We start from the raw sequence: 26,217 nt of genomic DNA, 5'->3' as shown, positions 1-26,217 counted from the left end.
CCGATGCGAATCCGCCGCAAGGGCCGGGCAATAGAAAAACTCGAAAACCCTACCGCACTGCAACGCCGCGGAAGATCATTTTCGTGCGACGCTGCAAATCAGATCACGCTTGCGTCAACATGCGAACGCGTGAGCTCACAACGTCAGCTGGTCGTCAGTTTCGCGACGCTCCGAAGGCGCAAAATTGCTCCGAGGACAAGGCTTCCCGGATATGAGCGATTTCGACAGCAAAGTTGCCAGTTATTGCGGGAAATCGGGCCTGGAAACGCTCAAATCCGTAAACTTTTTCGAGATCGGGCCGAAGTTTCTTGCGGTGCAGCGGCACTCGTTTTAGGGTGGTTCATTCCCACAATCAGAGTCGTGACAACCCATGGGTTCACGACGCTTGTCAGGAGATGACGATGCCCTTCCTTGCCGCTGCGCTCGACCGTGTGAAGCCGTCCGCAACCATCGCGGTCACGGACAAAGCACGCGCGCTGAAAGCGGCGGGCCGCAACGTCATCGGCCTCGGCGCGGGCGAGCCCGACTTCGACACGCCCGCCAACATCAAGCTGGCGGCAATTCACGCCATCGAGTCCGGCAAGACCAAGTACACCGCGGTCGACGGCATCCCCGAGTTGAAGGAAGCCATCATCGCGAAGTTTCAGCGCGAGAACGGCGTCGTCTACAAGCCGAACCAGGTGATCGTCGGCACCGGCGGCAAGCAGGTGCTCTACAACGCGCTGATGGCGACCATCAATCCGGGCGACGAGGTGATCATCCCCGCGCCGTACTGGGTCAGCTATCCCGAGATGGTGGCGCTCGCCGGCGGCGAGCCGGTGCCGGTGGTCTGCACCGCTGCGGCCGGCTTCAAGCTCCAGGCCGAGGCGCTCGAGCGCGCGATCACGCCGAAGACCAAATGGGTCATCCTGTGCTCGCCGTCGAACCCGACCGGCGCGGCCTATACGCGCGCCGAGCTGAAGGCGCTCACCGACGTGCTGGTCAGGCATCCCCATGTCTGGGTGATGACCGACGACATGTACGAGCACCTCGTCTATGACGACTTCCAGTTCACCACCGTCGCGCAGGTCGAGCCCAAACTGTACGACCGCACGCTGACCGTGAACGGCGTGTCGAAGGCCTATTGCATGACCGGCTGGCGCATCGGCTATGCCGGCGGCCCGGTTCAGCTCATCAAGGCGATGTCGACGATCCAGTCGCAATCGACCTCGAACCCGTCCTCGATCTCGCAGTGGGCGGCGGTCGAGGCGCTGAACGGTCCGCAGGACTTCATCCCCGCCAACAACAAGGTGTTCAAGGAGCGCCGCGACCTCGTGGTCTCCATGCTCAACCAGGCCAGCGGCATCGAGTGTCCGCGCCCCGAAGGCGCATTCTATGTCTATCCGTCCTGCGCCGGCACGATCGGTAAGAAAGCACCGTCGGGCAATTTGATCAGCAATGACGAGCAGTTCGTCACCGAGCTGTTGGAGACCGAGGGCGTTGCCGTCGTGCAGGGTTCGGCCTTCGGCCTCGGCCCGGCGTTCCGCATCTCCTACGCGACCAAAACGTCGGACCTCGAAGACGCCTGCAATCGCATCCAGCGCTTCTGCGGCAATCTGCGATAAGCCTGCAGTAACGATGTGACATGAAAGGGCCCGCTCGCTGCGGGCCCTTTTTCTTTAAGCCTGCGTGATCTGGCACCCCCGGAACTATTGTGGCATAGAACTCCCGCGTGGCTTGTCCCGCGCCCTCCAATGCTCGCATCACAATCATAGCCGGAGACATTTCATGCGCCGCTCCCTCTTCCTCGCCGGGCTCACCATTGCGAGCCTCGTTGCCTCCGTCGCGGGCGCCAGTGCGCAGTCGCGGCTGGTGCAGGTGGGCGTGCTCGAATGCCGCGGCGGCGCCAGCATCGGCTTCGTCGTAGGCTCGGTCACCAATCTCGGCTGCGTGCTGCGCGTCGATGGTGTGCCGGACGATCGTTACGTCGCAACGATCCGTAAAGTAGGTCTCGACCTCGGCATCACCCAGGAGACGGCGCTCGCTTGGGGCGTGTTCGCGCCTGTGAACCGGCTCGGCCCCGGCGATCTCTCCGGCAACTATGCCGGCGCGCAGGGCAGCGCCTCGATCGGCGTTGGCCTCGGCGGCAACGTGCTGGTCGGCGGCTCCAACAATTCGATCGCGCTCCAGCCGCTCAGCGTGCAGGGCCAGGTCGGCCTCAACGTCGCGGCCGGCCTCGAAAGCCTGGAACTTCGTCCCGGTCGTTAACGATTTCGCGTGCGTGATCGCGCCGTTCCACCGGCGCGATCACGACGACGCACCGCAGCGACGTTTGACGCTTGCCAAAATGCGGGGACGGGCAGAGCATCTGCGTTTGCCGACCCAATCATGGGCCGAGCTCCACACCAAGGAGGCGGCGAATGGGACAAGACGTCAGAAGTCCCCGAGGTCCACGGTGCATTGCGCTGGTGGGCCCTTTCCAAAGCGGTAAAACCACACTTCTTGAAGCGATACTGGCGCGAACGGGCGCAATCCCGCGCGCCGGCAGCGTCGACGGCGGAACTTCCGTCGGCGACGCCAGTGCCGAGGCCCGTCATCACAAGATGACTGTTGGGCTCACTGCCGCCACCACGAGTTTCATGGGCGACAGCTACACCTTCCTGGATTGTCCCGGTTCCGTCGAGTTCGCCCACGACATGCGCGCAGCACTTCCCGCTGTCGACGCTGCGGTTGTGGTCTGCGAGGCCGACGAGAAGAAGCTGCCGCAGCTCCAGATCATCCTGCGCGAGCTGGAAGAACTGAAGATCCCGCGCTTCCTGTTCCTCAACAAGATCGACCGCGCCAACAAGCGCATCCGCGAGACGCTCGCAACGCTTCAGCCGGCCTCGCGCGTGCCGCTGGTGCTGCGCCAGATTCCGATCTGGAAGGACGAGCTGATTGAAGGCTTCGTCGATCTCGCGCTGGAGCGCGCCTTCATCTATCGCGAGCACAAGGCCTCCGAGGTGGTTGCGCTCGAAGGCGGCAATCTCGATCGCGAGAAGGAGGCCCGCTTCTCGATGCTGGAGAAGCTCGCCGACCACGACGACGCGCTGATGGAGCAATTGCTCGAGGACATCCAGCCGCCGCGCGACGCCGTGTTCGACGACCTCGCCCGCGAATTGCGCGAAGGGCAGATCTGCCCGGTGCTGTTAGGTGCGGCCGCGCGCGAGAACGGCGTGCTGCGCCTGATGAAGGCGCTGCGCCACGAGGCGCCGGGGATCGCGGAGACCGTCAAGCGTTTAGGCGCACCCTCCGCTAAGGACGCGCTCGGCTTCGTCTTCAAGACGCTGCACTCGCAGCACGGCGGAAAGCTGTCGCTGACGCGGCTGCTCGCCGGCCATCTCGAGGACGGTGCGACGCTGCAATCCTCCTCCGGCGGAACCAGTCGCATCTCCGGCATCCTCGCCGTCAACGGCGCCTATGACAGCAAGCGTGCCTCGGCTGAACCCGGCGACACCGTGGCGCTCGCCAAGCTCGATCCAGTCAACACCGGCGACACGGTCTCGAGCGGCAAGACCCAGCCGGCCGCGCTGGCCGCTCTCGAGCCGACGCCGCCGGTGCTCGCGACGTCGATTGCGGCCGTCGACCGCAAGGACGACGTCAAGCTCGGCCAGGCGCTGGCACGGCTGCACGAGGAGGATCCCTCACTCGTCGTCGTCCAGAACGCCCAGACCCATGACACCGTGCTGTGGGGGCAGGGCGAGATGCATCTGCGTGTGGCCAATGAGCGGCTACGCGACCGCTTCGGCATCAAGCTCACCTCGCATCCGCCTGCGATCGGCTATCAGGAGACGATCCGCAAGCCGATCACCCAGCGCGGCCGCCACAAGAAGCAGTCCGGTGGCCACGGCCAGTTCGGTGACGTCGTGCTCGACATCAGGCCGATGCCGCGCGGCGACGGCTTCAAGTTCACCGAGAAGGTGGTCGGCGGCGCGGTGCCGCGCAACTACATCGGGGCGGTGGAGGAAGGTGTCGTCGACGGCTTGGTGCGCGGTCCGCTGGGTTTCCCCGTCACCGATTTGCAGGTGACGTTGACCGACGGCTCCTATCACAGCGTCGATTCCTCCGACCTCGCCTTCCGCACGGCGGCGCGGGTCGGACTCAATGAAGGCCTGCCGCAATGCCAGCCGGTGCTGCTGGAGCCGATCCACATGGTCGAGATCGTCTGCCCGACCGATGCCACCGCCAAGATCAACGCGATCCTGTCGGCGCGGCGCGGCCAGATCCTCGGCTTCGACACCCGCGACGGCTGGAGCGGCTGGGACTCTGTCCGGGCCATGATGCCGGAAGCCGAGATCGGCGAGCTCATCGTGGAGCTGCGCTCAGCTACGGCAGGTGCCGGCAGCTTCACCCGTCAGTTCGACCACATGGCCGAGGTGACCGGCCGCGCCGCCGACCAGATCATCGCCGCGCATCGCGTCGCGGCGTGATCGGCCTCGCGCGGTAGGGAGCACATCCCATACTCTCTCTTCCTCTCCCCGTTCTCGCGGGGAGAGGAGCAGGAAGGCCTGCGCCCTCTCCACTCGTCGTTGCGAGCGTAGCGAAGCAATCCAGACTGTCTCTGCGGAGGCGGCCTGGATTGCTTCGTCGCAAGAGCTCCTCGCAATGACGGAGGAGACAGACGGGCAGCCACTTGCGTTCGCCCCAAGATGATGTATTTTACATCATTGTACATGCTTCAGATATCACTTATATGCTCTGACACGTGAGGCCAAGGTGATCACGTCGTTCCAAATGCGGGCAGCCCGCGCGCTGCTTGGCATTGACCAGAGAACCCTGGCCGAGCTCGCCGGCGTTTCGCTGCCGACCATCCAGCGGATGGAAGCCAGCACCGGCAATGTTCGCGGCGTTGTCGAGACCTTGATGAAGGTGGTCGACGCGTTTGACCGGGCCGGCGTGGAGCTGATCGGCGAACATGCACGCAGCGAAAGCGGAGGACGTGGCGTTCGCCTGAGGGAGCCCGGGCCGCCGCGTCGGATCGGAGCGTGATCGCGCAATGATCATGCTCGCAAGCGGGCTGAGCTAACGCACCGTCGCGCCGTGGCCGCATGGTGCATCGGAGCGTTGTGGGGCATGAGCATCACAGGTGAACACGCAGGCAAGCTGCACCAGCTTCGTCAGCCGACCTTTACCGAACTCTATCTGCCAAAGCTCGTGACCGTCTGGCGCGAGGGCTATGGCTGGTCGGATTTCCGCGCCGACGTGTTCGCGGGCCTCACGGTTGCGATCGTCGCGCTGCCGCTGTCGATGGCGATCGCGATCGCCTCGGGCGTGACGCCCGACCGCGGCCTCTACACCGCCGTCGTCGGCGGCTTCATCGCGTCGCTGCTCGGCGGCAGCCGGTTTCAGGTCGGTGGACCGGCCGGCGCCTTCATTGTGCTGGTTGCGGCGACCGCCAACCGTCACGGCGTCGATGGCGTGATTCTCGCCACCCTGATGGCGGGCCTGTTTCTGATCGCCGCGGGATTGCTGCGGATCGGCACCTACATCAAGTTCATTCCCTATCCGGTGACGGTCGGTTTCACCGCCGGCATCGCCGTGATCATCTTCGCAAGCCAGCTTCGCGATCTCGGCGGAATCACGCTTGTCGCGAAGGAGCCCAGCGAATTCGTCGCAAAACTCGTCGCGCTGGCCGGAGGCCTGCACACCGTCAATCCGTCCGCCGTCGCCATCGCAATCGTCAGCATCGCCATCATCGCCGGCTTGCGGCGCTGGCGGCCGTCCTGGCCCGGCATCCTGATCGCGGTCGTGTTCGCGGCGGTCGCGAGCGCTGCGCTGTCGCTGCCGGTCGAGACCATCGGCAGCCGCTTCGGCGGCATCCCGCGCGAATTGCCGTCGCCGGCCTTGCCTGTGTTTTCGCTGGAGAAGGTGAGCGCAGTGCTGCCTGACGCAATCGCGTTCGCGCTGCTCGCCGCAATCGAATCGCTGCTGTCGGCCGTGGTGGCCGACGGCATGACCGGACGCCGTCACCGCTCCAATTGCGAGCTGGTCGCGCAAGGCGTTGCCAATATCGGCTCGGCACTGTTCGGCGGTATCTGCGTCACCGGCCTGATCGCGCGCACCGCCACCAACATCCGCGCCGGCGCCCGCGGGCCGCTGGCGGGTATGCTGCACTCGTTGTTCCTGCTGCTGTTCATGCTGATCGCAGCACCGCTCGCAAGCTATATCCCGCTCGCAGCACTCGCTGCCGTGCTCGTGGTGGTGGCCTGGACCATGGCGGAGAAGCACGAATTTGCCACGCTGCTGCGTTCCTCGTGGGGCGACGCCATCGTGCTGCTCGCAACCTTCCTGCTCACGATCTTCCGCGACCTGACCGAAGGCATTCTGGTCGGCTTCGCGCTCGGCGCAGTGCTGTTCATCCACCGCATGGCGGAGATGACCGGCATCGAGGAGCGTTCGCCCCTGGTGGCCGCCGATCGCCCCGATGACGGCAATGGCGAGCGCGTGCGTTACGATTCCGGGCTCGCGGTGGATCGCGACGTGCTGGTCTATCGCATCACCGGCGCCTTCTTCTTCGGTGCCGCGTCCGCGATCGGAGGCGTGCTCGACGGCATCGCCGACAACCGCAAGGGTTTCGTCGTTGATTTTGCCGCGGTGCCATTCCTGGATTCGACGGCGGCGAACGTGCTCGGCCGCGTTGCCGCCAAGGCTCACCGCCAGGGCATCAGGCTGTTCATTACCGGCGCCTCGCCCGCGGTCCGCCGCGTGCTCTTGACCCATGGGGTGACGCCGCCGCGTGCACGCTATCGCGTGACGATCGAGCGCGCGGTCGCCGACATCAAGGGCGGCGCGGCTCAGCCCGCGGCCGATGACGTCGCAGCAAACTGACGTCGCATACTTCTCAAGCCGGCCGATTTGATCGACACTGCCGCGACGTCACGGCGGTGGTGCAGGGAATGCTGGATTCGCGTCGCAATATTGCGCTGGCCTGCGCGCTCAGCATGCTTGCAGGCTATGTCGACGGCATCGGCTTTCTGCATCTCGGCGGCCTGTTCGTCTCGTTCATGAGCGGCAACTCCACGCGCCTCGGCGTGAGTCTTGCGGAGGCCCATTGGCAGCAGGCCGCCAGCGCCCTGGGCCTGATCGCGCTGTTCGTGGGCGGTGCGGCGGCCGGCAGCCTGATGGTGCTCGGCGGCGGCACCGAGCGGCAACCATGGCTGCTCCTCACCGAGGCCGTGCTGCTCGCAGGTGCCGCGCTGTGCCATGCGTTCGGCGTGCCGAACCTCGCGATCGCGGGAATCGTGCTCGCGATGGGCCTGGAGAACGCTGTGTTCCAGATCGACGGCGGCGCGGGCCTCGGCCTTACCTATGTCACCGGCGCGCTGGTCAAGGTCGGCCAGCTCCTCGCCGTCAGCCTGACCGGCGGTCCGCGCTGGGGCTGGGCGCCGAACCTGCTGTTGTGGGCGGCGCTGGTTGCGGGCTCGGCGGCCGGCGCGCTCGGCTATGCCTGGATCAATCTCGCCGCGATCTGGTTTGCCGCCGGCGCAGCGCTCGCCTTGAGCGCGGTCGTGGCCGTCGCGATGCGGCGCCCGCGCGCTTGACAGAGCCGTTCGGACGCGAAATGGATCGCCCCAAAGCGACCCGAGGACAAGATGACCGTGACCAAGGCTCCCGCAGCCTGCTTGATCGGATGGCCGGCAGCGCATTCGCGTTCGCCGCTGATCCATCACTATTGGCTGCGCACGCTCGGGATCGCCGGCGGCTACGTCATCGAGGCCGTTCCGCCCGACGATCTCCGCGACTTCGTGCTGCGACTGTCGCTGCGCGGTTTTGTCGGCGCCAACGTCACCATCCCGCACAAGGAGGGCGTGCTGGCGCTGTCCGCGCCCGATGCGCGCGCAAAGGCGGTCGGCGCCGCCAACACGCTGTGGTTCGCCGATGGTGAACTCCGCTCGACCAACACCGACGTCGAGGGCTTTATCAACAATCTCGATGCCAGCGCGCCCGGTTGGGATGGGGCCGATGAGGCACTGGTGCTGGGCGCCGGCGGCTCCTCGCGCGCGGTCGTGTTCGGCCTGCTCGAACGCGGCTTTGGTCGCATCCATCTCGCCAACCGCACCGTCGGGCGGGCCGAGGCGCTGGCAAAACAGTTCGGGCCGAATGTGCATCCGTTGGCCTGGGACGGGATCAACGACGTGCTGTCGCGGGCAAAATTGCTGGTGAACACGACCTCGCTCGGGATGCACGGCCAGCCTTCACTCGATGTTGATGTGGCGCGCCTGCCGGAAGCGGCCGTCGTCGCCGACCTCGTCTATGTTCCCCTGGTGACGCCGCTGCTTGCAGCCGCCAAGGCCCGCGGCCTGAAGACCGCCGACGGGCTCGGCATGCTCTTGCACCAGGCGGTGCGCGGCTTCGAGTTGTGGTTCGGCCAGAGGCCTGAAGTTACCGCAGAGCTGCGCGCGCTGGTCGAGGCCGATCTCACAAAGACTTGAGCGAATAGTGTGCGGTTTCCGGAGTTCTATGTCCGTGGGACAATCCGGAGATCTTCATGTCTGTTCAACGTGCAACTTTCACACGTCCGCTCATCGCCGTCGCGATGGTGGCCGCCTCAACTCTCCATGCCTTCGCGCAGAAGGCGCCGGTGCCAACGCGCGTGCGCGGCACGATCGAAAACGTGCAGGGTGACACGATGGAGGTCAAGTCGCGCAGCGGTGAGGAGGTCAAGCTCCACATCGCATCCGATGTGCGCGTGGCCGGCATCACCAAGATTTCGCTTGCCGACATCAAGGTCGGCTCCTTTGTCGGCGCCACCACCGTGCCGGGACCGGATGGCGGCGAGAACGCCGTCGAGGTGCATGTGTTTCCCGAGAGCATGCGCGGCACCGGAGAGGGATCCCGGCCCTACGACCTGAAACCCAACTCCAGCATGACCAATGCGACTGTGTCGGAGAGCGTGGTCGGCAATGACGGCCATACGCTGCTCGTCAAATACAAGGACGGCGAGAAGAAGGTGTTCGTCTCCGACATGACACCGGTGGTGACCTTCGTGCCGGGCGAAAAATCCGACCTGAAGGCCGGAGCCAAGATCGTGGCCTTCATGAAGCAGCTGCCGGACGGCTCGTTCGAGACCAACCGTGTCAGCGTCGGTCGTGATGGCCTGACACCGCCGATGTGATCGGGAGCATGATCCGGAAAAGTGTGCAGCGGTTTTCCGACAAGATCATGACTCAAAAAGTTGAGGGAATAGCGGTGATCGCACGGGGTTGGCCTGTGTGACCGTCACAACGCCCTGAAGGGACAAAACCATGTCAAATCTGAATAACTGGCTGCCACGCGCCGTCGTGGCCGCCTTCGCTACCTGCATTTTCGTTTCATCCGTCTCGGCGCAGCAGGTCCGCATCCGCGGCACCATCGAAAGCGTCGATGGCAATACGCTCGGCATCAAGACCCGCGAGGGCAATGACGTGAAGGTCAACATGACCGACAACGTCGCCGTCTTTGCCGTGGTCAAGACGTCACTGTCGGAAATCAAGGAAGGCTCTTACATCGGCGTCACCGCCATGCCCGAGCCCGACGGCACCCAGAAGGCGATCGCGGTCCACATCTTCCCGGAGAACCAGCGCGGTGCGGCCGAAGGCTTCCGCCCCTGGGACGCGCGCGCCAACTCGACCATGACGAATGCGACCGTCGCGCAGACCGTGAAGGGCACCGACGGCCAGAACATTTTGGTCAAGTACAAGGACGGCGAGAAGAAAGTCGTGGTGCCGCCGGAGACCCCGATCGTCACCTTCGTCGCCAGCGACAAGTCCGAGATCAAGCCGGGCGCAAAGCTGATCATCTTCGGTGCGGCGAAGAAGGAAGACGGCTCGCTGGAGGCCAACCGGGTTAATGTCGGCCGCGACGGCGTGACGCCACCGATGTGACGGCGTCGTCCCGGAGAAGGCCGGGGGACGCATCCCCGGCCTGCGACACCAGCCGACTGAGATGTTTGTCCGTCTTTGGGCGATGATGCGTGCGCTCGAAGCTCGTGCACTGAAGCGCAGTCTCGTCAAACGTGATCGGGGTTCGATAAAGCCTGCACCTGAACCTCGCGGGCTTGCGCCCCTTACCCTCGTGCGGCTCTTGTTCCGCAAGAAACATGCAATCTCGACAAACGCCGATATTGAAGCACTGATGCGTCGAATCGATGCGGCTCAAGATGTCTCGGAGTGAATTGAGCAACGCGACACGATCTTCGTCGCCAAGCTCGGCCATCGCACTCAGCGCGAGATTGATCGGGTCGTGTTGAGCCAGGTGTCTTTCACCCAGCGGGGTTACCTCGAGCGTGACCGAGCGCTTGTCCTCAAGCGACTGCTTCCGGACCAGCAGCGATTTCTTCACGAGAATCTTCACGATCGGGGATGTCGCTGCCTTGGTGGCGCCAATGGCGGCGGCGAGTGCCGACGGGGTGCGCGAGAACCGGTTCGCCCGTCCAAGAAATCGGAGCGCCAGCCATTCTCGATCGCGCAATCCATGCCGGTTACCGTCGAAATGCCAGAATTTCGACAATTGGATCTGCAACTCAACTGCTTCGCGGACAGAATGCATGCCGTACCTCGCTCCCGAATATTCGCCCGCGTGACGATTTGAAACTAGGAAGCACTCAACAGGCCTCCCACCTTCTCATAGCCCTCACCCCTGAAGCGCATCAGTTGAAACTGCTTGATGGGAACGTAGTCCGTCGGTGTTGTGGTCATTGTAATGCCTGGAACAAGCAGCGGAGCCGCGAAGCTTGAGAGGTTGGTCGCCTGCCGAAGAACGTTCGCTCTGGTCAGATTGTCGCCGCAGGCGCGAATGACATGCGACGTCGTCGCCGCGATCGTGTAGCCGATCGCATAGAGATCGTCGGCGCGGTCCGCATTCGGTGCGTAGCGATCGAGGAAGGCCATGTAATCCTGCATATCCTTTTGCCCGGCCCACAGGGGGTTGCCCGGATCCTGACGCGTGACCAACGCCTGCACGCCCTGCGCGTTCTCGAATCCTGCCGGCTTCAAGGTTGCGCGGGTCGACGAATTGCCCGAGCCGAGAAATACCTTGGGCTTCCAGTCGAGCGCGGCCATCTTCCGCAGCGCCTGGCTCGCCATCCTGGGGATCGTGATCAGGCTGACGACATCGGCGCCGGATACCTTCATCTGAACGATCTGCGAATCAATTGTGGGATCGCCGATCATGTAGCTCAGCTCGGAGACGATCTGCGATGTCTTGCCAGCAAGGCCATGCTTCAAGCCCGTCAAGGTCGGCTTGCCGGCGTCGTCATTCTGATAGAGCACCGCTATCTTCGAGTCAGGCCAGGTGCTCGCAATGTGGCGACCGATCACCGAGCCCTCGTGTTCATAGGTCGTGCTCCACAGCATCGTCCACGGGGCGTTGACGGGATCGGACAACTTGCTCGCCGCCGCCGCCAGGAACAGTTGCGGCACCTTGCGCGCATTCATGTATTTTTGAACGGCGATGTTGCCGGGCGTTCCCATCGCGCCGGCGATGAACAGGACCTGATCGCCCTCGACCAGCCGCCGCGCTGCCTCTACCGATTTCGGCGGGCTGTAGGCATCGTCGTAATTGATGAAAGTGATCTTGCGCCCGTTGATCCCGCCCTGCTCATTCACCATGCGGAAATAAGCGTCCATCGCGTTGGCCAGCACGCCGAACGAGGAGACGGGACCGCTCAGGGGACCGAACTGTCCGATGCGGATCTCCTTGTCGCTGGCGCCGGGATCGTAAGATCCTGCCGCGAAGGCCGTTCGTTTGACGAGCCCAGCTGCCAGACCGCTTACTGCGCCAGTGAGCACCGTCCGCCGATTGATTGTCATAGCCTCCTCGTTCTACGGCCTATTGAACGCAGCTCGCGAATGCCGCCTGGTATCGTTCGACCGGTTCCAATGGCAAGCGGAGGTGTCGCGCTATTTCGGCACGCTCGGACAAATTAGTTGCCTCAGCAACAATATGCGCGGCCGAAGTCAAGCGCCGGCCGCCTTCAACGAAGGCCCTCGTCGCCGGTGTGGTCGCGGCCCAATATTCGACAGTGCCCAGTTGCGGCTCGCTCATTTCGCCAGGCTCTGCTCGAGGGTTGAGATGAAATGCGTTCCGAGGCGCGTCAGGTCGATGCGCTCGGGATCGGCCAGCCATTGCGGGATCGCTCCCCGCAGGGTTGCCAGGATCAGCGCGCCCTGCATGTCCGGATCGATGTCGTCGCGCAGCCGTCCAGCAGTGATACCGGCCCTGATGGCAGCCGCGATCTCCGCAACGGTGTTTCGATTGAGCTGAGCGACGGTTGCCGCGACCGCCGGCGTGTTGAGCGCACTGGCAAGCACCGCGTGGAAGGCGCGGACCATGGTCGGGTTCTCTAACGGCATCTGGAAATAGTAGCGGATCGCTTCGATCAGACCTTCGAAGCCGACCACATCGCTCGCACTGGCGCGATACGAATCGACGACGTAGATGCCAAGCGCCGCCAGCAAGTCGCCCTTGGTCCGAAAGTAGTGCGATGGCAGCCCGCGGCTGTAACCCGCCCGCGCACCAGCTTCGGCCAACGTGACCGCCTCAAACCCGCCTTCGGCCGCGATCTCAGCGGCGGCTTCGAGAATACGGCGCTCGGCCTCGTCGCGGCGCTCGGCCTGCGTGCGCGCCTCGCGCACGGATGCCTCGCCCTTTCGTTCGGACACACGCCGCGCTTCCCCGATCATGCTCCGCCGGCTCCCCGTTCGCTTGCCGACGATCTAAAATAATACTTGTTGGTTCGTCAACAAGTTTTTTACTGATTTCAGAGTAATTGAGAGAAGTGCCTGTTCGGCCCGCGGATTGCCGCTGGTCTCCACGCAAGCTTTGGAATCCTGGGGTGTCCGATGTTGAATCGTTTGAGCGTTTCTGCGCTGCTGAAGGCGGTCGTTCTGTCCACCGCACTCGTGATCGTTGCCGGCGTGTCCGTCTTCGCCTGGAGCTCGTGGATCCGGTTGCAGCAAGCCAACCACATGGTTGCGGTTTCGACAGCGTCCGCCGACGCATTCAAGGCGATGTCCAATATCCGGGTCGACCGCTCGAACAGCAGCCAGCAACTGGCCTCCGATATCCAGATGAACAACGATATCGAGAACTATATTCGCGGTGTTCGCAACGAGCAGATGCCCGCGCTTGTACGCTTAATTGAGATCTTGCCCTCGATCGACATCCCGCAGCGGGATATGATCGTTGCCGATATCGACCGGCTGAACAAGGCGCTGATCGCGGCGCAGGCGGAATTCTGGATCGAGGCCGCCAAACCCAGGGCGTCGCGCCGTGCAGCGTTGGCCAAGGACTATACCGACAGCGCGGACGGCTTGATGGCTATCCTCGAAAAGCTGGCGCGCCTGCTTGCAGCCAGTGTCAACCATCAGGATGCGACCATCGATCAGCTCCTCGTGATCAAGCAGATGGCGTGGCTATTGCGCCTGAACGCCGGCCAATATTCGCTTATTGTCGTCAACGCGCTCGACAGCGGCAAAATCACGCCCGAGCTGCAGCTCGCTTATACGAAGTGGAACGGAGGAGCCGATACCGCCTGGAGCGCGATCGAAATCGCCGCCTCCGGCATGCAACTGCCGCCGGCATTGAGCGCAGCCATGGCGGAAACCAAGTCCGCCTATTTCGATCCGCAGTTTTCCGACATACGCGGCGGCATCGTCTCAGCCGTTGCCAAGGGCGAGCAGCCGCCGATGACCAGCGCCGAGTGGAAGCCCTATTTGGTCGGCCGCTTGACGACCGCGGTGAAGTTCGCCGAGGCAGTACTGGCAACCGCCAAGGAACATTCCGCGGCGCAGCGCGCTGTGGCGATGCAGTCGCTGACTGTCCTGCTCACGCTGCTGATCACCGCCATCGTCCTGACCGCTGCCACATTGCTTGCGGTCAGCCGCCGTGTGATTGCGCCGCTGCACCGGATTCGCGACGCCATGCTGAAGGTCGCCGGCGGCGACCTCGCTGTCGACCCTGGCTATCTCGACCGTCATGACGAGATCGGCGCACTCGCCGGAGCGCTCGAAACTTTCAAGCAGCACGCGGTGGACAAGCTGAAGATCGAGGCCCACGAACGCGAGCGCAATGCGGAGGCTGCAGCACGCCAGCGCGCGATCGAGAGTTACATCGGCGAGTTCGAGGGTGCGATCAGAAAATCGCTCGACGAGTTGAGCGTTGCCTCGTCCGAGATGCGCAAGACCTCGGGCGATCTCTCCGGCGTGTCGAGTCAGACCAACAATCGCGTCCTGGTTGCCGGCAAGGCCTCGGGCGATGCTTCCGCGAGCGTCGATAGCGTGGCTGTCGCGGCCGAAGAGCTCAGCGCGTCGATCAACGACATCAGCCAGCAGGCGGCACACGCCACAAGTATCGTCAGCCGCGCGGTGACGCAGGCGCGCGACACCGACGTGACGGTGCAGGGACTGGCGAAATCGGCGAACCGGATCGGTGAGGTGGTCGGACTGATCAACACCATCGCCGCGCAGACCAACCTGCTCGCGCTCAACGCCACCATCGAGGCCGCACGTGCCGGCGAGGCCGGCCGCGGTTTTGCGGTTGTCGCCTCCGAGGTCAAATCGCTCGCGACTCAGACCGCGAAGGCGACCGACGAGATATCCGAGCAGATCGCCGGCATGCAGAAGGTTGCCCGCGACGCCATCAATGACATTCAGGCAATCGGCGGCATCATCGGCGAGGTCGACGAGGTCGCAACCGCCATCGCGACGGCCGTCCAGGAACAGGGCGCGGCCACGCAGGAAATCACGCGCAGCACGCAATATGCGGCCCAAGGCACCAAGCGCGTCTCGGAGAACATCACCGGCGTCAAGACCGATGCGGACGCAGCCGCAGCCGCCGCCGAGAACGTGAAGCAGGCGTCGGAGCTCCTGGAGACGCAGAGCCGCCAGCTCGGTTCCGACGTGACAAATTTCCTCGGCAAGATCCGGGCGGCGTAGTCCAGGACCACGGAAGACGACTGAGATCGTGATGGCGGCTTTGGTTAGCCGCTGAGTTCAGAATCGTAGGGTGGGCAAAGGCGCGCTTTCGCCGTGCCCACCTCTTCTCTCATTCCGTAAAAGGTGGTGGGCACGCTCCGCTTTGCCCACCCTACGAGAGTCTACGGTACCGCAATGATGTGATCGTCGATCTCGTCGATCCTGTTGACGCCGCACAGGCCCATGGTGGTCAACAGCTCCTTCTGGATGATGTCGATCGCCTTGGCGACGCCGGCCTGGCCGCCGGCACCGAGGCCATAGGCGTAGGCGCGGCCGATCATGCAGGATTTTGCGCCGAGCGCGAGCGCGCGCATCACGTCCTGGCCGGAGCGGATGCCGCCGTCGAACATGACCTCCATCCGCTCACCGACGGCGTCGACGATCTCGGGCAGCACCTCGATCGAGGACGGCGCGCCGTCGAGCTGACGGCCGCCATGGTTGGAGACCACGATCGCCTGCGCGCCGGTTTTCGCGGCGAGCTCGGCGTCTTCGACGTCGAGAATGCCCTTCAGGATCAGCTTGCCCGGCCAGATGCTGCGGATCCAGTCGATGTCCTTCCAGTTCAGCGAGGTGTCGAACTGCGAGTTGATCCAGGTCGACAGCGACGTGATGTCGTCGCTGACCTTCAGATGACCGGCGAGATTGCCGAAGGTGCGGCGCTTGCCCTGGAGCACGCCCGACACCCAGGCCGGCTTGGTGGCGAAATCGATCAGCTTCGACAGCGACCATTCCGGCGGCACCGTCATGCCGTTCTTGATGTCCTGGTGGCGCTGGCCGATCACCTGGAGGTCGACGGTCAGCACCAGCGCCGAGCATTTCGCCGCCATCGCGCGCTGGATCAGCTCCTTGATGAAGCCGCGGTCCTTCATCACGTAGAGCTGGAACCAGAACGGCTTCTCGACATTGGCGGCGATGTCCTCGATCGAGCAGATCGACATCGTCGATTGCGTGAACGGGATGCCGGCGGCCTGCGCGGCGCGGCAGGCGTAGATCTCGCCGTCGCCATGCTGCATGCCCAGCAGGCCGACAGGCGCGAGCATCAGCGGCATGGTCGAAGGCTCGCCGAGGATTGTGGTCGAGGTGTCGCGGCTGGAGACGTCGATCAGGATGCGCTGGCGGAATTTGATGTCCTGCATGTCATCGCGATTGGCGCGCAGTGTCTCCTCGGCATAGGAACCACGGTCGCAATAATCGAAGAACGCCTTCGGCACGCGACGCTGATGCAGCGTGCGCAGATCGTCGATACAGGTGATGTGCTTCATGAACGTTTCCCCGGCCCGTCTTGTATCGGAAGTCTTGTATTAGAAGTCTTGCATCGGAAGGTTTAGGGGTCATCTAGCATGGTTGGATGCACAGCCAAATCGTTTGCGAGAGGGGTGCCATGACCAAGCCGCACGCCGGACCGACGCCGGAAGAAATCAAAGAGAAGCAAGACCTCGAAGAAGCGCTGGAAGAGGGCCTCGAAGAGACCTTTCCGGGCTCCGATCCCGTCAACGTCACCCAGCCGGCGCCGAGCCGCGAGGACGGTCACGTGAAGCGGACGGGCTAACGGGCGGTTCCGCCCCACTCCGGCTTTCCAGCAGGAAATATAATATTAACAATAAGTTACCGGAGCGGTGCCGGCCCGGTTCCGTAATGATTCATCATATTTTTTGAAGCCAAATTAGCTGCGAACGCTTTATAAGATCCCAGCGTAATCAGGGATGGCGGAGCCGTACAAGGCATCCGGTAGTTGTAGTGGGGATCCCTGGTTGTTGCGTGGGGGACGATATGAGCCGCAAATATTTCGGGACTGACGGGATTCGGGGCCGCGCCAACGGACTGATCACGCCGGAGCTCGCGCTCAAGGTCGGCCAGGCCGCAGGCCTTGCGTTTCAGCGCGGTGACCACCGCCACCGGGTCGTGATCGGCAAGGACACCCGCCTGTCCGGCTACATGATCGAATATGCGATGGTCGCGGGCTTCACCTCCGTCGGCATGGACGTGCTGCTGGTCGGCCCGATGCCGACGCCGGCGGTCGCGATGCTGACCAAGTCGATGCGCGCCGATCTCGGCGTGATGATCTCGGCCTCGCATAATCTGTTCGAGGACAACGGCATCAAGCTGTTCGGCCCGCAGGGCTTCAAGCTGTCCGACGACGTCGAGAAGCAGATCGAGCAACTGCTCGACGAGCCCATCGACAAGCGGCTGGCACAGAGCGCGAGTCTCGGTCGCGCCCGCCGTATCGACGGCGTGCATGACCGCTACATCGAATTCGCCAAGCGCACGCTGCCGCGCGATCTGTCGCTTGACGGCCTGCGCGTCGTGGTCGATTGCGCCAATGGCGCCGCCTACAAGGTGGTGCCGGAAGCGCTGTGGGAGCTGGGCGCCGACGTGGTGCCGATCGGCGTCGAACCCGACGGCTTCAACATCAACAAGGATTGCGGCTCGACCTCGCCAGAAGCGCTGTCGAAGAAGGTGCGCGAGATGCGCGCCGACATCGGCATTGCACTCGACGGCGACGCCGACCGCGTCATCCTGGTCGACGAGCGCGGCCATGTCGTTGACGGCGACCAGTTGCTGGCGGTGATCGCGCAGAGCTGGAAGGAAGACGGTCGGCTGTCGCGGCCCGGCATCGTCGCCACCGTGATGTCCAATCTCGGGCTGGAGCGTTTCCTGAAGGGGCAGGGGCTCGATCTCGTGCGCACGCCGGTCGGTGACCGCTACGTGCTCGAGCAGATGCTGAGCGGCGGCTACAATCTCGGCGGCGAGCAGTCCGGCCACATCATCCTGTCCGACTACGCCACCACCGGCGACGGCTTCGTTGCTGCCTTGCAGGTGCTGGCGGTGGTGCAGAGGCTGCGCCGTCCCGTGTCCGAGGTCTGCCACCGCTTCGATCCGCTGCCGCAGATTCTCAAGAATGTCCGCCACAAGGGCGGCAAGCCGCTCGATGATTCCGACGTCAAGTCGGCGATCTCCGACGGCGAGAAGCGCCTCAACGGCCACGGCCGCCTCTTGATCCGCTCCTCCGGCACCGAGCCGGTGATCCGCGTCATGGCCGAAGGCGAAGACCGCATCCTGGTCGAGGACGTCGTCGACACGATTGTCTCGGCGCTGGGACAAGCCGCGGCGTAAGCAAGTACGATCGTAGCCCGGATGGAGCGCAGCGAAATCCGGGATTCGCGCCCGCGAATACGGATGCCCCGGATTACGCTGCGCTCCATCCGGGCTACGAAATCCTTGGACCTAACGGAGCGCACGCGCATCCCAGCTATCGACGATTGGCGGTGGTTTGGCCGCCGCTAGCATCGTAGTTAGGCGGATGCGGCGGTTCGCCGCGCCTGCCGGGATTGCTCCATTGAACAAGCCAGTCGTCGTCTCCGAGGAAACGTTGACCGAGCCGGTCGTCGTCGCCGACATCGCGCCCGCTGCCGCGGGGCCGGCCTATGTCGTTCTTGCCGGCATCAGCTTCTCGCACTTCCTCAACGACACCATGCAGTCGCTGATCGCCTCGGTGTATCCGATCCTGAAGGACACCTATGCGCTCGACTTCGCGCAGATCGGCATGATCACGCTGGCCTTCCAGTTCACGGCCTCGCTGCTTCAGCCGGTGGTCGGCCACTACACCGACAAGAAGGCGCAGCCCTATTCGCTGTCGATCGGCATGGCCTCGACCTTCTTCGGCCTGCTGCTGCTCAGTGCCGCGCACCAATATTTCGTCATCCTGATTGCTGCCGCGCTGGTCGGCCTCGGCTCGGCGGTGTTTCACCCGGAGTCCGCGCGCATCGCGCGGCTCGCCTCCGGCGGTCGCTACGGTTTCGCGCAATCGGTGTTCCAGCTCGGTGGCAGCTTTGGTACCTCGATGGGGCCGATATTGGCCGCACTCATCGTGGTGCCGTTCGGGCAGGGCAGTATCGCCTGGTTCTCCTCGATCGCGTTCCTCGCCATCGTCATCCTCTGGCGCATCGGCCGCTGGTATGAGCCGCAGATCAAGGCGAAGAAGATGGCGGTGGCTCGCGCTCATCCCGACGCGCCGAGCTCGCGCCGCGTCAAGATTGCGCTTCTCGTGCTCGTCGCGCTGCTGTTCTCAAAACAGCTCTACGTCTCGAGCCTGTCGAGCTACTACATCTTCTATCTGATCGACCGCTTCGGTGTGTCGACGCAGGCAGCCCAGATCTATCTCTTCATCTTCCTGGCGGCGAACGCCGTCGGCGCGTTCTTCGGTGGTCCCTTGGGGGACCGCTTCGGCCGCAAGATCGTGATCTGGATCTCGATCCTCGGCGCGCTGCCGTTCACGCTGGCGCTGCCTTATGCCGGGCTCTATGCAAGCGCGGCGCTCACAGTCGTCATCGGCCTGATCATCTCCTCGACGACGTCGTCGATCATCGTGTTCGCGCAGGAGCTGGTGCCGCACCGCTTCGGCATGATCTCCGGCGTGTTCTTCGGCGTCGCCTTCGGCATCGGCGGCTTGGGTGCGGCCGTGCTCGGCAAGCTCGCCGATCACACCTCGATCGAGTTCGTCTATCAGGTCTGCGCCTATCTGCCGGCGATCGGGCTTCTTGCGGTGTTCCTGCCCAAGCTGCCGCAGCACGCGCGTTAACAAATCCTTTTTCGCCGCAAGGCGGCTTCATCAATCGTTAGCAATTGCGGCGCGCGAGCGCCGCATTTTTGCAACGCTCTTGCCGCATCCGCGCGCTCGTTGCGAAAAAATCAACCTTAAAAATTAGGGTTAAGTGGCGCTTAAACATTTGGTGCGATCGTCCGGCCTGTGAGTTTCCAGAAAGTGAGGCGCCCGTATTGCCTCACCGGCCAAAAGGACGAAGCCAATGCGTAGCGTGAAGTCTCTCCTTGCCGCGGGTGCGGCATCACTGATCTCGTCGATGGCGTTCGCCGCCGATATGCCGATCGCGGCACCGCCCCCCATGTACGCGCCGGTCGCCCCGCCCTCCGATTTCGGCGGCTGGTATCTGCGCGGCGACGTCGGCATGACCAACCAGAGCGCCAAGCGCATCGACAGCGCGACTGCGGCTGCGTTCCCGACCACGACGAACGGGCTCGGCTTCGACTCGTCGCCGCTGTTCGACCTCGGCGTCGGCTATCGCTTCAACAACTGGTTCCGCGCCGACGTGATCGGTCAGTACCGCGGCAAAGCCAATCTGCACGGTTCGGACAGCGTCGTCCTCGGTGCGACCGACGTCGAAGCCAACACCTATACCGGCAGCAAGTCCGAGTGGGTCGTCATGGCCAACGCCTATGTCGATCTCGGCACCTGGTGGTGCATCACGCCGTTCATCGGCGCCGGTGTCGGCGGCTCCTACAACAAGCTGAGCAGCTTCCAGGACAACGGCGTCCGCTACACCGCCGGTGCGCTGTCCAACAGCGTCACCTATTTCGGTGACAATGGTAAGTGGAACTTGGCCTGGGCTGCCCACGCCGGTCTCGCCTACAAGGTCAATCCCGGCTTCACCGTCGAACTGGCCTACAGCTACATGGATCTCGGCGATGCCGCGCCCGGCAACTTCCGAGCGTTCGACGGCAGCATCTCCGGCTCCTCGACGATCAAGGTCAAGGACATCACCTCGCACGACGTCAAGCTCGGCGTGCGCTGGGAGCTCAACAGCCCGCCGGTCTACGCGCCGGCGCCGCTCGTCACAAAGGGCTGATCGACAACTCGATCGGTTAGGATTTCTTAACGGCGCGGGATCATCCCGCGCCGTTTTGCTTTGCGTATTTTTCATGGCGTGACAGCGATGAAAGCGCCCGACGCAACCATTGGTTAAGGTTAACGAGCCATGATCACGAGCGAAAGTTCGAGTTCGATGGAGCGTTGCAATGCGTAGGCTGATGTTGGCGGCGGCGATGTTGGGGACGGTGTCTGCCGCGCAAGCGGCCGATATGCCGGATCTGCCGGTGCTGCGCGGCGGCATCACCGACGGCCTGTCGAAGACGGCACACAATTGGGACGGCGTCTATTTCGGCGGCAGCGCCGGCTACACGACCGACGCAACTGATTTCGGCCAAAGCGTTGTCGGCCTGACCAACTACATCTTCCGCGACAGCGTGCTTCAGCAGCCGACGTCGACGTGGTCGCTCCTGCAAAAGGCCAACACCCAAGGCACCAATTTCGGCGGCTTCGTCGGCCGCAATTGGCAGTGGTACGATGCCATTCTCAGTCTCGAAGGCACCTACAGCTATTTCGGCAACCTCTCGTCGGGGTCGACGGGTTCGAACGCGCTCGTGATCGTCAACCCGCCCGGTGAGACGCGGGCCGCCGGCATCACCAACAACTATGCGGTGTCGCTCACCGGGGCCGCCACGGCGCAGGTCAAGGACATGGTCACGCTCCGCGGCCGCGTCGGTTGGGATGGCGGCGACTTCATGCCATACGCCTTCTTCGGCGCAGCCGTCGGACGGATGGATGTGACCCGCACGGTGACGAGCAATGTGCAGCTGCGCGTGGACGTCACCACAACGGACATCTTCGGCAACCAGAACACCACGCTCGGAACATACGCACCCGTCCCAGCGCAGTCGGGGACGCAGGGGCAGCACAGGACCAACACCTTCGCGGTGGGCTGGACCGCCGGCCTCGGCCTCGAATATTGCATTTGGGACGGGCTGTTCGCGCGCGTGGAATACGAGCACGTCCAGTTCTCCCCCGTCATGAACACGAATGTGACGCTGAACAACGCGCGCGTCGGGCTCGGCTACAAGTTCTGACGCTGCTTCGCCGCGCCGCGGTTGACAGGTTCGCTACGTCCTGATGCTCTGTCGCTCCAAGCAGGGTGCGGCGGCGATGCAGATCTATGGCGACAGCAATTCCGGCAATTGTCTGAAGGTGAAGTGGGTCTGCGACAGGCTCGCGCTGCCCTATCGCTGGATCGAGATCGATACGCGCAAGGGCGAGACGCGCACGCCGCAATTCCTCAAGATGAACAGCGCTGGCCAGGTGCCGACGATCGCATTTGACGACGGCCGCACGCTGGCGCAGTCCAACGCCATCATCCGCTATCTCGCCCGCGACAGCGTGCTGATTCCGCGCGATGCCTTTACTGCTGCCAAGATGGACGAATGGCTGTTCTGGGAACAATACAGCCACGAGCCCTATATCGCGGTGTGCCGTTTCCAGCTGGTCTATCTCGGCAAGGACGTATCCGAGCTCGATCCCGAGAAGGTCAAGCGCGGCTATGCGGCGCTCGACCGCATGGAGGCGCATCTCGCCGCCAGCCGCTTCTTCGCCGGGGAAGCGGTTTCGCTCGCCGACGTCTCGCTGCTCGCCTATACCCGCGTCGCGCATGAAGGCGGCTTCGATCTCGGCCGATACGCGGCCGTCCGCCGCTGGATCGGTGAAACCGAGGCTTATCTCGGTCTTCCATCGGCGCGCTGAGCCTGGAGCCTTTCACATGACTGCCAATTCCGTTTCCATCCGCCCCGCGCGTCGCGAGGACGTCGCCGCGATCGTGGCGATGCTGGCCGACGATCATCTCGGCCGTGCCCGCGAACGGGTCGAGGATCCGCTGCCCGCCGTCTATTACGAGGCGTTCGAGCGGGTCGAGCGCGATCAAAACCTCCAGCTCGTGGTCGCCGAGAGCGAGGGCAGGGTGGTCGGCTGCCTGCAACTCGCGGTGCTGCCGGGCATCAGCTCGCAAGGCGGCCTCCGCGGTCTGCTCGAGGATGTCCGCGTTGCCACTGATTGTCGCAGCCGCGGCATCGGCGAGCAATTGGTGCAGTGGGCGGTTACCGAGGCAAAAGCGCGCGGCTGCAATCTGGTCGAATTGCTGACGCATCAGAGTCGCGTCGATGCGCAGCGCTTCTACAAGCGGCTTGGATTTGCTGCGAGTCATGTAGGCATGACTGTGCGCTTTTGAGGCAGCGCGTCGCAGCCGTTGCGCAAGCTGCGAAATCGGATCGCACGTTCGTTCATGTTAAGAGCTGATAAACTACCCAGCGGTCGTTCACGTTGATCCGGGAACGAAGGGTGCTACGCCAGCGTCAGACACCGGGCTCGGTCGGTTCGGGGATTTCAATGACAAGCTATTCAATGATCAAGGTCGGCAACGACTACGTTGTGCAGGCCAATGACAAATGCATTTTGAAAGTCGGCAGCCGCCGTCGCGCCGCGCAATTGATCAGCGATGCCACGGGCTTGCTGAACGCGCTTGCCGTGGTCGAATCCCCGGAGATCGCGCCGGAGGCGCCATCACTGGCGCGTGAGGTCCCGGAACTTCCTTGACGACTCTTCCCGTTTCCCGTATCAGCCGCGGCGGGACACCTCCCCCCAACGGGAGGCTCACTATCTGGAAGGGTAGATTATGACTGTAGCGAAGCCCGCTTCGCGGCCGAACGTGCCGCATTTCTCCTCCGGCCCCTGCGCCAAGCGCCCCGGATGGAACGCCCAAAATCTCAAGGACGCAGCGCTCGGCCGTTCGCATCGCGCGAAGGTCGGCAAGACCAAGCTCAAGCTCGCGATCGATCTGACGCGCGAAGTGCTTGAAGTGCCCGCCGATTATCGCATCGGCATCGTGCCGGCGTCCGATACCGGCGCGGTCGAGATGGCGCTGTGGTCGCTGCTCGGTGCGCGGCCCGTCACCACGCTCGCCTGGGAATCCTTCGGCGAGGGCTGGGTCAGCGACATCGTCAAGGAATTGAAGCTCAAGGACGTCACCAAGCTCAACGCGGCCTATGGTGAAATCCCCGATCTCTCCAAGGTCGATCAGAACAGCGACGTCGTCTTCACCTGGAACGGCACCACCTCCGGCGTGCGCGTGCCCAACGCCGACTGGATCAGCGCGACCCGCGCGGGCCTGACCATCTGCGACGCCACGTCGGCCGCATTTGCGCAAGCCCTCGACTGGGCCAAGCTCGATGTCGTCACCTTCTCCTGGCAGAAGGCGCTCGGCGGCGAAGCCGCGCACGGCATGCTGATCCTGTCGCCCCGCGCGGTGGAGCGGCTCGAGACCTACAAGCCGGCCTGGCCGCTGCCGAAGATCTTCCGCATGACCAAGGGCGGCAAAATCAACGAAGGCATCTTCGTCGGCGAGACCATCAACACGCCCTCGATGCTCTGCGTCGAGGACTATCTCGACGCGTTGACCTGGGCCAAGTCGATCGGCGGCCTGAAGGCGCTGATCGCGCGCGCCGACGCCAACACCAAGGTGCTCGCCGACTGGAAGGCGAAGACGCCCTGGATCGACTTCCTGGCCAAGGATGCGGCGATCCGCTCCAACACCTCGGTGTGCCTGAAGTTCACCGATCCGGCGCTCACCTCGCTTTCGGAGGACGCGCAAGCCGAGTTCTCCAAGAAGCTGGTCGCGCTGGTCGAGAAGGAAGGCGCGGGCTACGACTTCGCCTATTACCGTGACGCACCGGCTGGTCTGCGCATCTGGTGCGGCGCCACCGTCGAGGCGAAGGACGTCGAGCTCCTGACCCAGTGGATCGACTGGGCGTTTGCCGAGACCAAGGCCGCTCTGCCCAAGGCAGCGTAAGGTTCTTTTTCGCCTCTCCCCGTTCTCACGGGGAGAGGGAGAAGAAATCTCTTCAAGACATCAACCTATTCCGGTCGAAGGCCACCCGTCGTTTCAGGGCAGGTAGAGGATCATTCCCATGACCAAACCCAAAGTTCTCATTTCCGACGCGCTTTCGCCCGCTGCCGTGCAGATCTTCAAGGACCGCGGCGTCGAGGTCGACTTCCAGCCCAACCTCGGCAAGGACAAGGACAAGCTCGCCGAGATCATCGGCAATTATGACGGCCTTGCGATCCGCTCCGCGACCAAGGCGACCGCGAAGATCCTGGAGAAGGCGACCAACCTCAAGGTGATCGGCCGCGCCGGCATCGGCGTCGACAACGTCGAGATCCCGGCCGCGACGGCCAAGGGCATCATCGTGATGAACACGCCGTTCGGCAACTCGATCACGACCGCCGAGCACGCCATCACGCTGATGCTGGCGCTGGCCCGCGAGATCCCGCAGGCCGACGCCTCGACCCAGGCCGGCAAGTGGGAGAAGAACCGCTTCATGGGCGTCGAGATCACCGGCAAGGTGCTCGGCGTGGTCGGCTGCGGTAATATCGGCTCGATCGTCGCCGACCGCGCGCTCGGCCTGCGCATGAAGGTCATCGCGTTCGATCCGTTCCTGTCGCCGGAGCGCGCCAAGGACATCGGCGTCGAGAAGGTCGATCTCGATGATCTCCTGAAGCGCGCCGACTTCATCACGCTGCATACGCCACTCACCGAGAAGACGAAGAACATCATCGACGCAGCCGCGATCGCGAAGATGAAGAAGGGCGCGCGCCTGATCAACTGTGCCCGCGGCGGCCTCGTCGACGAGCAGGCGGTGGTCGATGCGCTCAATTCCAAGCACATTGCCGGCGCCGCCTTCGACGTCTTCGTCGAGGAGCCCGCGACAGCGAACGTGTTGTTCGGCCATCCCAACGTGATCTGCACGCCGCATCTCGGCGCCTCCACCACCGAAGCGCAGGAGAACGTCGCGCTCCAGGTCGCCGAGCAGATGTCGGACTATCTGCTCACCGGCGCGATCTCGAACGCCGTCAACTTCCCCTCGATCACCGCGGAAGAGGCGCCGAAGCTGAAGCCCTTCATTGCGCTCGCCGAAAAGCTCGGCTCGTTCGCCGGCCAGCTCACGGAGTCCGGCATCCTCAAGGTGGAGATCACCTATGAGGGCCACGTCGCCGAGATGAAGATCAAGGCGATCACGTCAGCCGTGCTGTCGGGCCTGCTGCGGCCGATGCTCGGCGAGGTCAACGTGGTGTCTGCCCCCGTCGTCGCCAAGGAGCGCGGCATGGTGGTCGACGAGATCGTGCGCGCCGCCCAGAGCGATTATGAGAGCCTGATCACCGTGACGGTTACAACGGAGCGCCAGGAGCGGTCCGTCTCCGGCACCGTCTATGCCGACGGCAAGCCGCGCCTCGTCGACATCAAGGGCATCCGCGTCGATGCCGAGTTCGGCAAATCGATGATCTACGTCACCAACGAGGACAAGCCGGGCTTCATCGGCAAGTTCGCGAGCCTGCTCGGCGACGCCAAGATCAACATCGCGACCTTCCATCTCGGCCGCGTCGCGCCGGGCTCCGATGCCATCGCGCTGATCGAGGTCGACGGCGCGGTGCCGGCGGATCTGCTCGCCAAGGTGCAGGCCCTGCCGCAGGTCAAGCAGGTCAAGGCGCTGACGTTCTGAGGCAGTCGTCAATCCACAATGCGCAATTGCGCATTGTGGCGCGCGCGTCACGGAATGACGGGCGTCATATATT

At 63.8% G+C, this 26,217-nt stretch carries 24 protein-coding genes; 20 read left to right on the top strand and 4 right to left on the bottom strand.

Annotated elements, in window-relative coordinates; all coding sequences use genetic code 11:
* Positions 1-401 precede the first annotated feature (401 nt).
* From UP06_RS15870 to UP06_RS15830, 9 genes are all read left to right on the top strand, one after another.
* The gene (locus UP06_RS15870; RefSeq protein ID WP_045004222.1) at positions 402-1,604 is read left to right on the top strand and encodes a pyridoxal phosphate-dependent aminotransferase; all 1,203 of its coding nucleotides are present in this window, start codon (positions 402-404) and stop codon (positions 1,602-1,604) included.
* Between the two features lie 163 nt (positions 1,605-1,767).
* Entirely contained in the window at positions 1,768-2,247 is a 480-nt protein-coding gene (locus tag UP06_RS15865; RefSeq protein ID WP_045003697.1) for a DUF992 domain-containing protein, read from the top strand.
* A 152-nt stretch (positions 2,248-2,399) separates the two neighbouring features.
* Complete coding sequence (locus UP06_RS15860; protein WP_045003695.1) at positions 2,400-4,448, top strand: elongation factor G; 2,049 nt, start codon at positions 2,400-2,402, stop codon at positions 4,446-4,448.
* A 286-nt stretch (positions 4,449-4,734) separates the two neighbouring features.
* The gene (locus UP06_RS15855) at positions 4,735-5,007 is read left to right on the top strand and encodes a helix-turn-helix domain-containing protein (protein ID WP_045003693.1); all 273 of its coding nucleotides are present in this window, start codon (positions 4,735-4,737) and stop codon (positions 5,005-5,007) included.
* Between the two features lie 84 nt (positions 5,008-5,091).
* The gene (locus tag UP06_RS15850) at positions 5,092-6,846 is read left to right on the top strand and encodes a SulP family inorganic anion transporter (RefSeq protein WP_045003691.1); all 1,755 of its coding nucleotides are present in this window, start codon (positions 5,092-5,094) and stop codon (positions 6,844-6,846) included.
* Between the two features lie 68 nt (positions 6,847-6,914).
* Positions 6,915-7,559, top strand: a complete 645-nt coding sequence (locus UP06_RS15845) for a YoaK family protein (protein ID WP_045004219.1) — start codon at positions 6,915-6,917, stop codon at positions 7,557-7,559.
* 51 nt (positions 7,560-7,610) lie between these two features.
* Positions 7,611-8,450 (top strand): shikimate dehydrogenase, encoded by an 840-nt coding sequence (locus UP06_RS15840; protein ID WP_045003689.1) that lies wholly within the window; start codon positions 7,611-7,613, stop codon positions 8,448-8,450.
* Between the two features lie 56 nt (positions 8,451-8,506).
* Positions 8,507-9,133 carry a hypothetical protein gene (locus tag UP06_RS15835; RefSeq protein ID WP_045003688.1) on the top strand — a complete coding sequence of 209 codons (627 nt, stop codon included), beginning with the start codon at positions 8,507-8,509 and terminating at the stop codon, positions 9,131-9,133.
* A 130-nt stretch (positions 9,134-9,263) separates the two neighbouring features.
* Positions 9,264-9,881 carry a single stranded DNA-binding domain-containing protein gene (locus UP06_RS15830; RefSeq protein ID WP_045003686.1) on the top strand — a complete coding sequence of 206 codons (618 nt, stop codon included), beginning with the start codon at positions 9,264-9,266 and terminating at the stop codon, positions 9,879-9,881.
* On the opposite strand, the gene UP06_RS15825 is transcribed toward UP06_RS15830, so the two are convergent.
* The 3 genes from UP06_RS15825 to UP06_RS15815 form a co-directional block, all read right to left on the bottom strand.
* The gene (locus UP06_RS15825) at positions 9,844-10,545 is read right to left on the bottom strand and encodes a MarR family winged helix-turn-helix transcriptional regulator (RefSeq protein ID WP_063778863.1); all 702 of its coding nucleotides are present in this window, start codon (positions 10,543-10,545) and stop codon (positions 9,844-9,846) included. The genes UP06_RS15830 and UP06_RS15825 overlap by 38 nt on opposite strands.
* 44 nt (positions 10,546-10,589) lie before the next feature.
* A complete protein-coding gene (locus tag UP06_RS15820; RefSeq protein ID WP_045003684.1) occupies positions 10,590-11,807 on the bottom strand; it encodes an ABC transporter substrate-binding protein in 1,218 nt (405 codons plus the stop codon).
* A gap of 231 nt (positions 11,808-12,038) precedes the next feature.
* Complete coding sequence (locus tag UP06_RS15815; protein ID WP_197087267.1) at positions 12,039-12,632, bottom strand: TetR/AcrR family transcriptional regulator; 594 nt, start codon at positions 12,630-12,632, stop codon at positions 12,039-12,041.
* 207 nt (positions 12,633-12,839) lie between these two features.
* Between UP06_RS15815 and UP06_RS15810 the strand changes: the two genes are divergently transcribed.
* Positions 12,840-14,933, top strand: coding sequence for a methyl-accepting chemotaxis protein (locus UP06_RS15810; RefSeq protein WP_045003680.1), 2,094 nt, complete (start codon positions 12,840-12,842; stop codon positions 14,931-14,933).
* A 161-nt stretch (positions 14,934-15,094) separates the two neighbouring features.
* On the opposite strand, the gene UP06_RS15805 is transcribed toward UP06_RS15810, so the two are convergent.
* A complete protein-coding gene (locus UP06_RS15805; RefSeq protein ID WP_045003678.1) occupies positions 15,095-16,234 on the bottom strand; it encodes an alpha-hydroxy acid oxidase in 1,140 nt (379 codons plus the stop codon).
* 119 nt (positions 16,235-16,353) lie between these two features.
* On the opposite strand from UP06_RS15805, the gene UP06_RS41520 reads away from it, so the two are divergent.
* The 10 genes from UP06_RS41520 to serA all read left to right on the top strand — a co-directional run bounded on the left by UP06_RS41520 (position 16,354) and on the right by serA (position 26,144).
* Entirely contained in the window at positions 16,354-16,521 is a 168-nt protein-coding gene (locus tag UP06_RS41520) for a hypothetical protein (protein ID WP_197087265.1), read from the top strand.
* 221 nt (positions 16,522-16,742) lie between these two features.
* Positions 16,743-18,086, top strand: coding sequence for a phosphoglucosamine mutase (gene glmM / locus UP06_RS15800; protein WP_045003676.1), 1,344 nt, complete (start codon positions 16,743-16,745; stop codon positions 18,084-18,086).
* 223 nt (positions 18,087-18,309) lie between these two features.
* Positions 18,310-19,551, top strand: a complete 1,242-nt coding sequence (locus tag UP06_RS15795; RefSeq protein WP_045004215.1) for an MFS transporter — start codon at positions 18,310-18,312, stop codon at positions 19,549-19,551.
* A gap of 226 nt (positions 19,552-19,777) precedes the next feature.
* Positions 19,778-20,614 carry an outer membrane beta-barrel protein gene (locus tag UP06_RS15790; RefSeq protein ID WP_045003674.1) on the top strand — a complete coding sequence of 279 codons (837 nt, stop codon included), beginning with the start codon at positions 19,778-19,780 and terminating at the stop codon, positions 20,612-20,614.
* 169 nt (positions 20,615-20,783) lie between these two features.
* Complete coding sequence (locus UP06_RS15785) at positions 20,784-21,671, top strand: outer membrane protein (RefSeq protein ID WP_045003673.1); 888 nt, start codon at positions 20,784-20,786, stop codon at positions 21,669-21,671.
* Positions 21,672-21,747: 76 nt separating this feature from the next.
* On the top strand, positions 21,748-22,338 hold the full coding sequence (locus UP06_RS15780; RefSeq protein ID WP_045004213.1) for a glutathione S-transferase family protein: 591 nt from the start codon (positions 21,748-21,750) through the stop codon (positions 22,336-22,338).
* A 16-nt stretch (positions 22,339-22,354) separates the two neighbouring features.
* Complete coding sequence (locus UP06_RS15775) at positions 22,355-22,819, top strand: GNAT family N-acetyltransferase (RefSeq protein WP_045003672.1); 465 nt, start codon at positions 22,355-22,357, stop codon at positions 22,817-22,819.
* Between the two features lie 173 nt (positions 22,820-22,992).
* Positions 22,993-23,184 carry a hypothetical protein gene (locus UP06_RS15770; RefSeq protein ID WP_245305492.1) on the top strand — a complete coding sequence of 64 codons (192 nt, stop codon included), beginning with the start codon at positions 22,993-22,995 and terminating at the stop codon, positions 23,182-23,184.
* Between the two features lie 79 nt (positions 23,185-23,263).
* The gene (locus UP06_RS15765; RefSeq protein ID WP_045003670.1) at positions 23,264-24,436 is read left to right on the top strand and encodes a phosphoserine transaminase; all 1,173 of its coding nucleotides are present in this window, start codon (positions 23,264-23,266) and stop codon (positions 24,434-24,436) included.
* Positions 24,437-24,554: 118 nt separating this feature from the next.
* Entirely contained in the window at positions 24,555-26,144 is a 1,590-nt protein-coding gene (gene serA, locus UP06_RS15760; RefSeq protein WP_045003669.1) for a phosphoglycerate dehydrogenase, read from the top strand.
* The last annotated feature ends 73 nt before the right edge of the window (positions 26,145-26,217 follow it).

The sequence above is a fragment of the Bradyrhizobium sp. LTSP857 genome, from assembly GCF_000938285.1.
GTDB lineage: Bacteria > Pseudomonadota > Alphaproteobacteria > Rhizobiales > Xanthobacteraceae > Bradyrhizobium.
The sequence above is the reverse complement of the archived record's forward strand: the minus strand, read 5'-3'. Positions and strand labels throughout refer to the sequence as shown.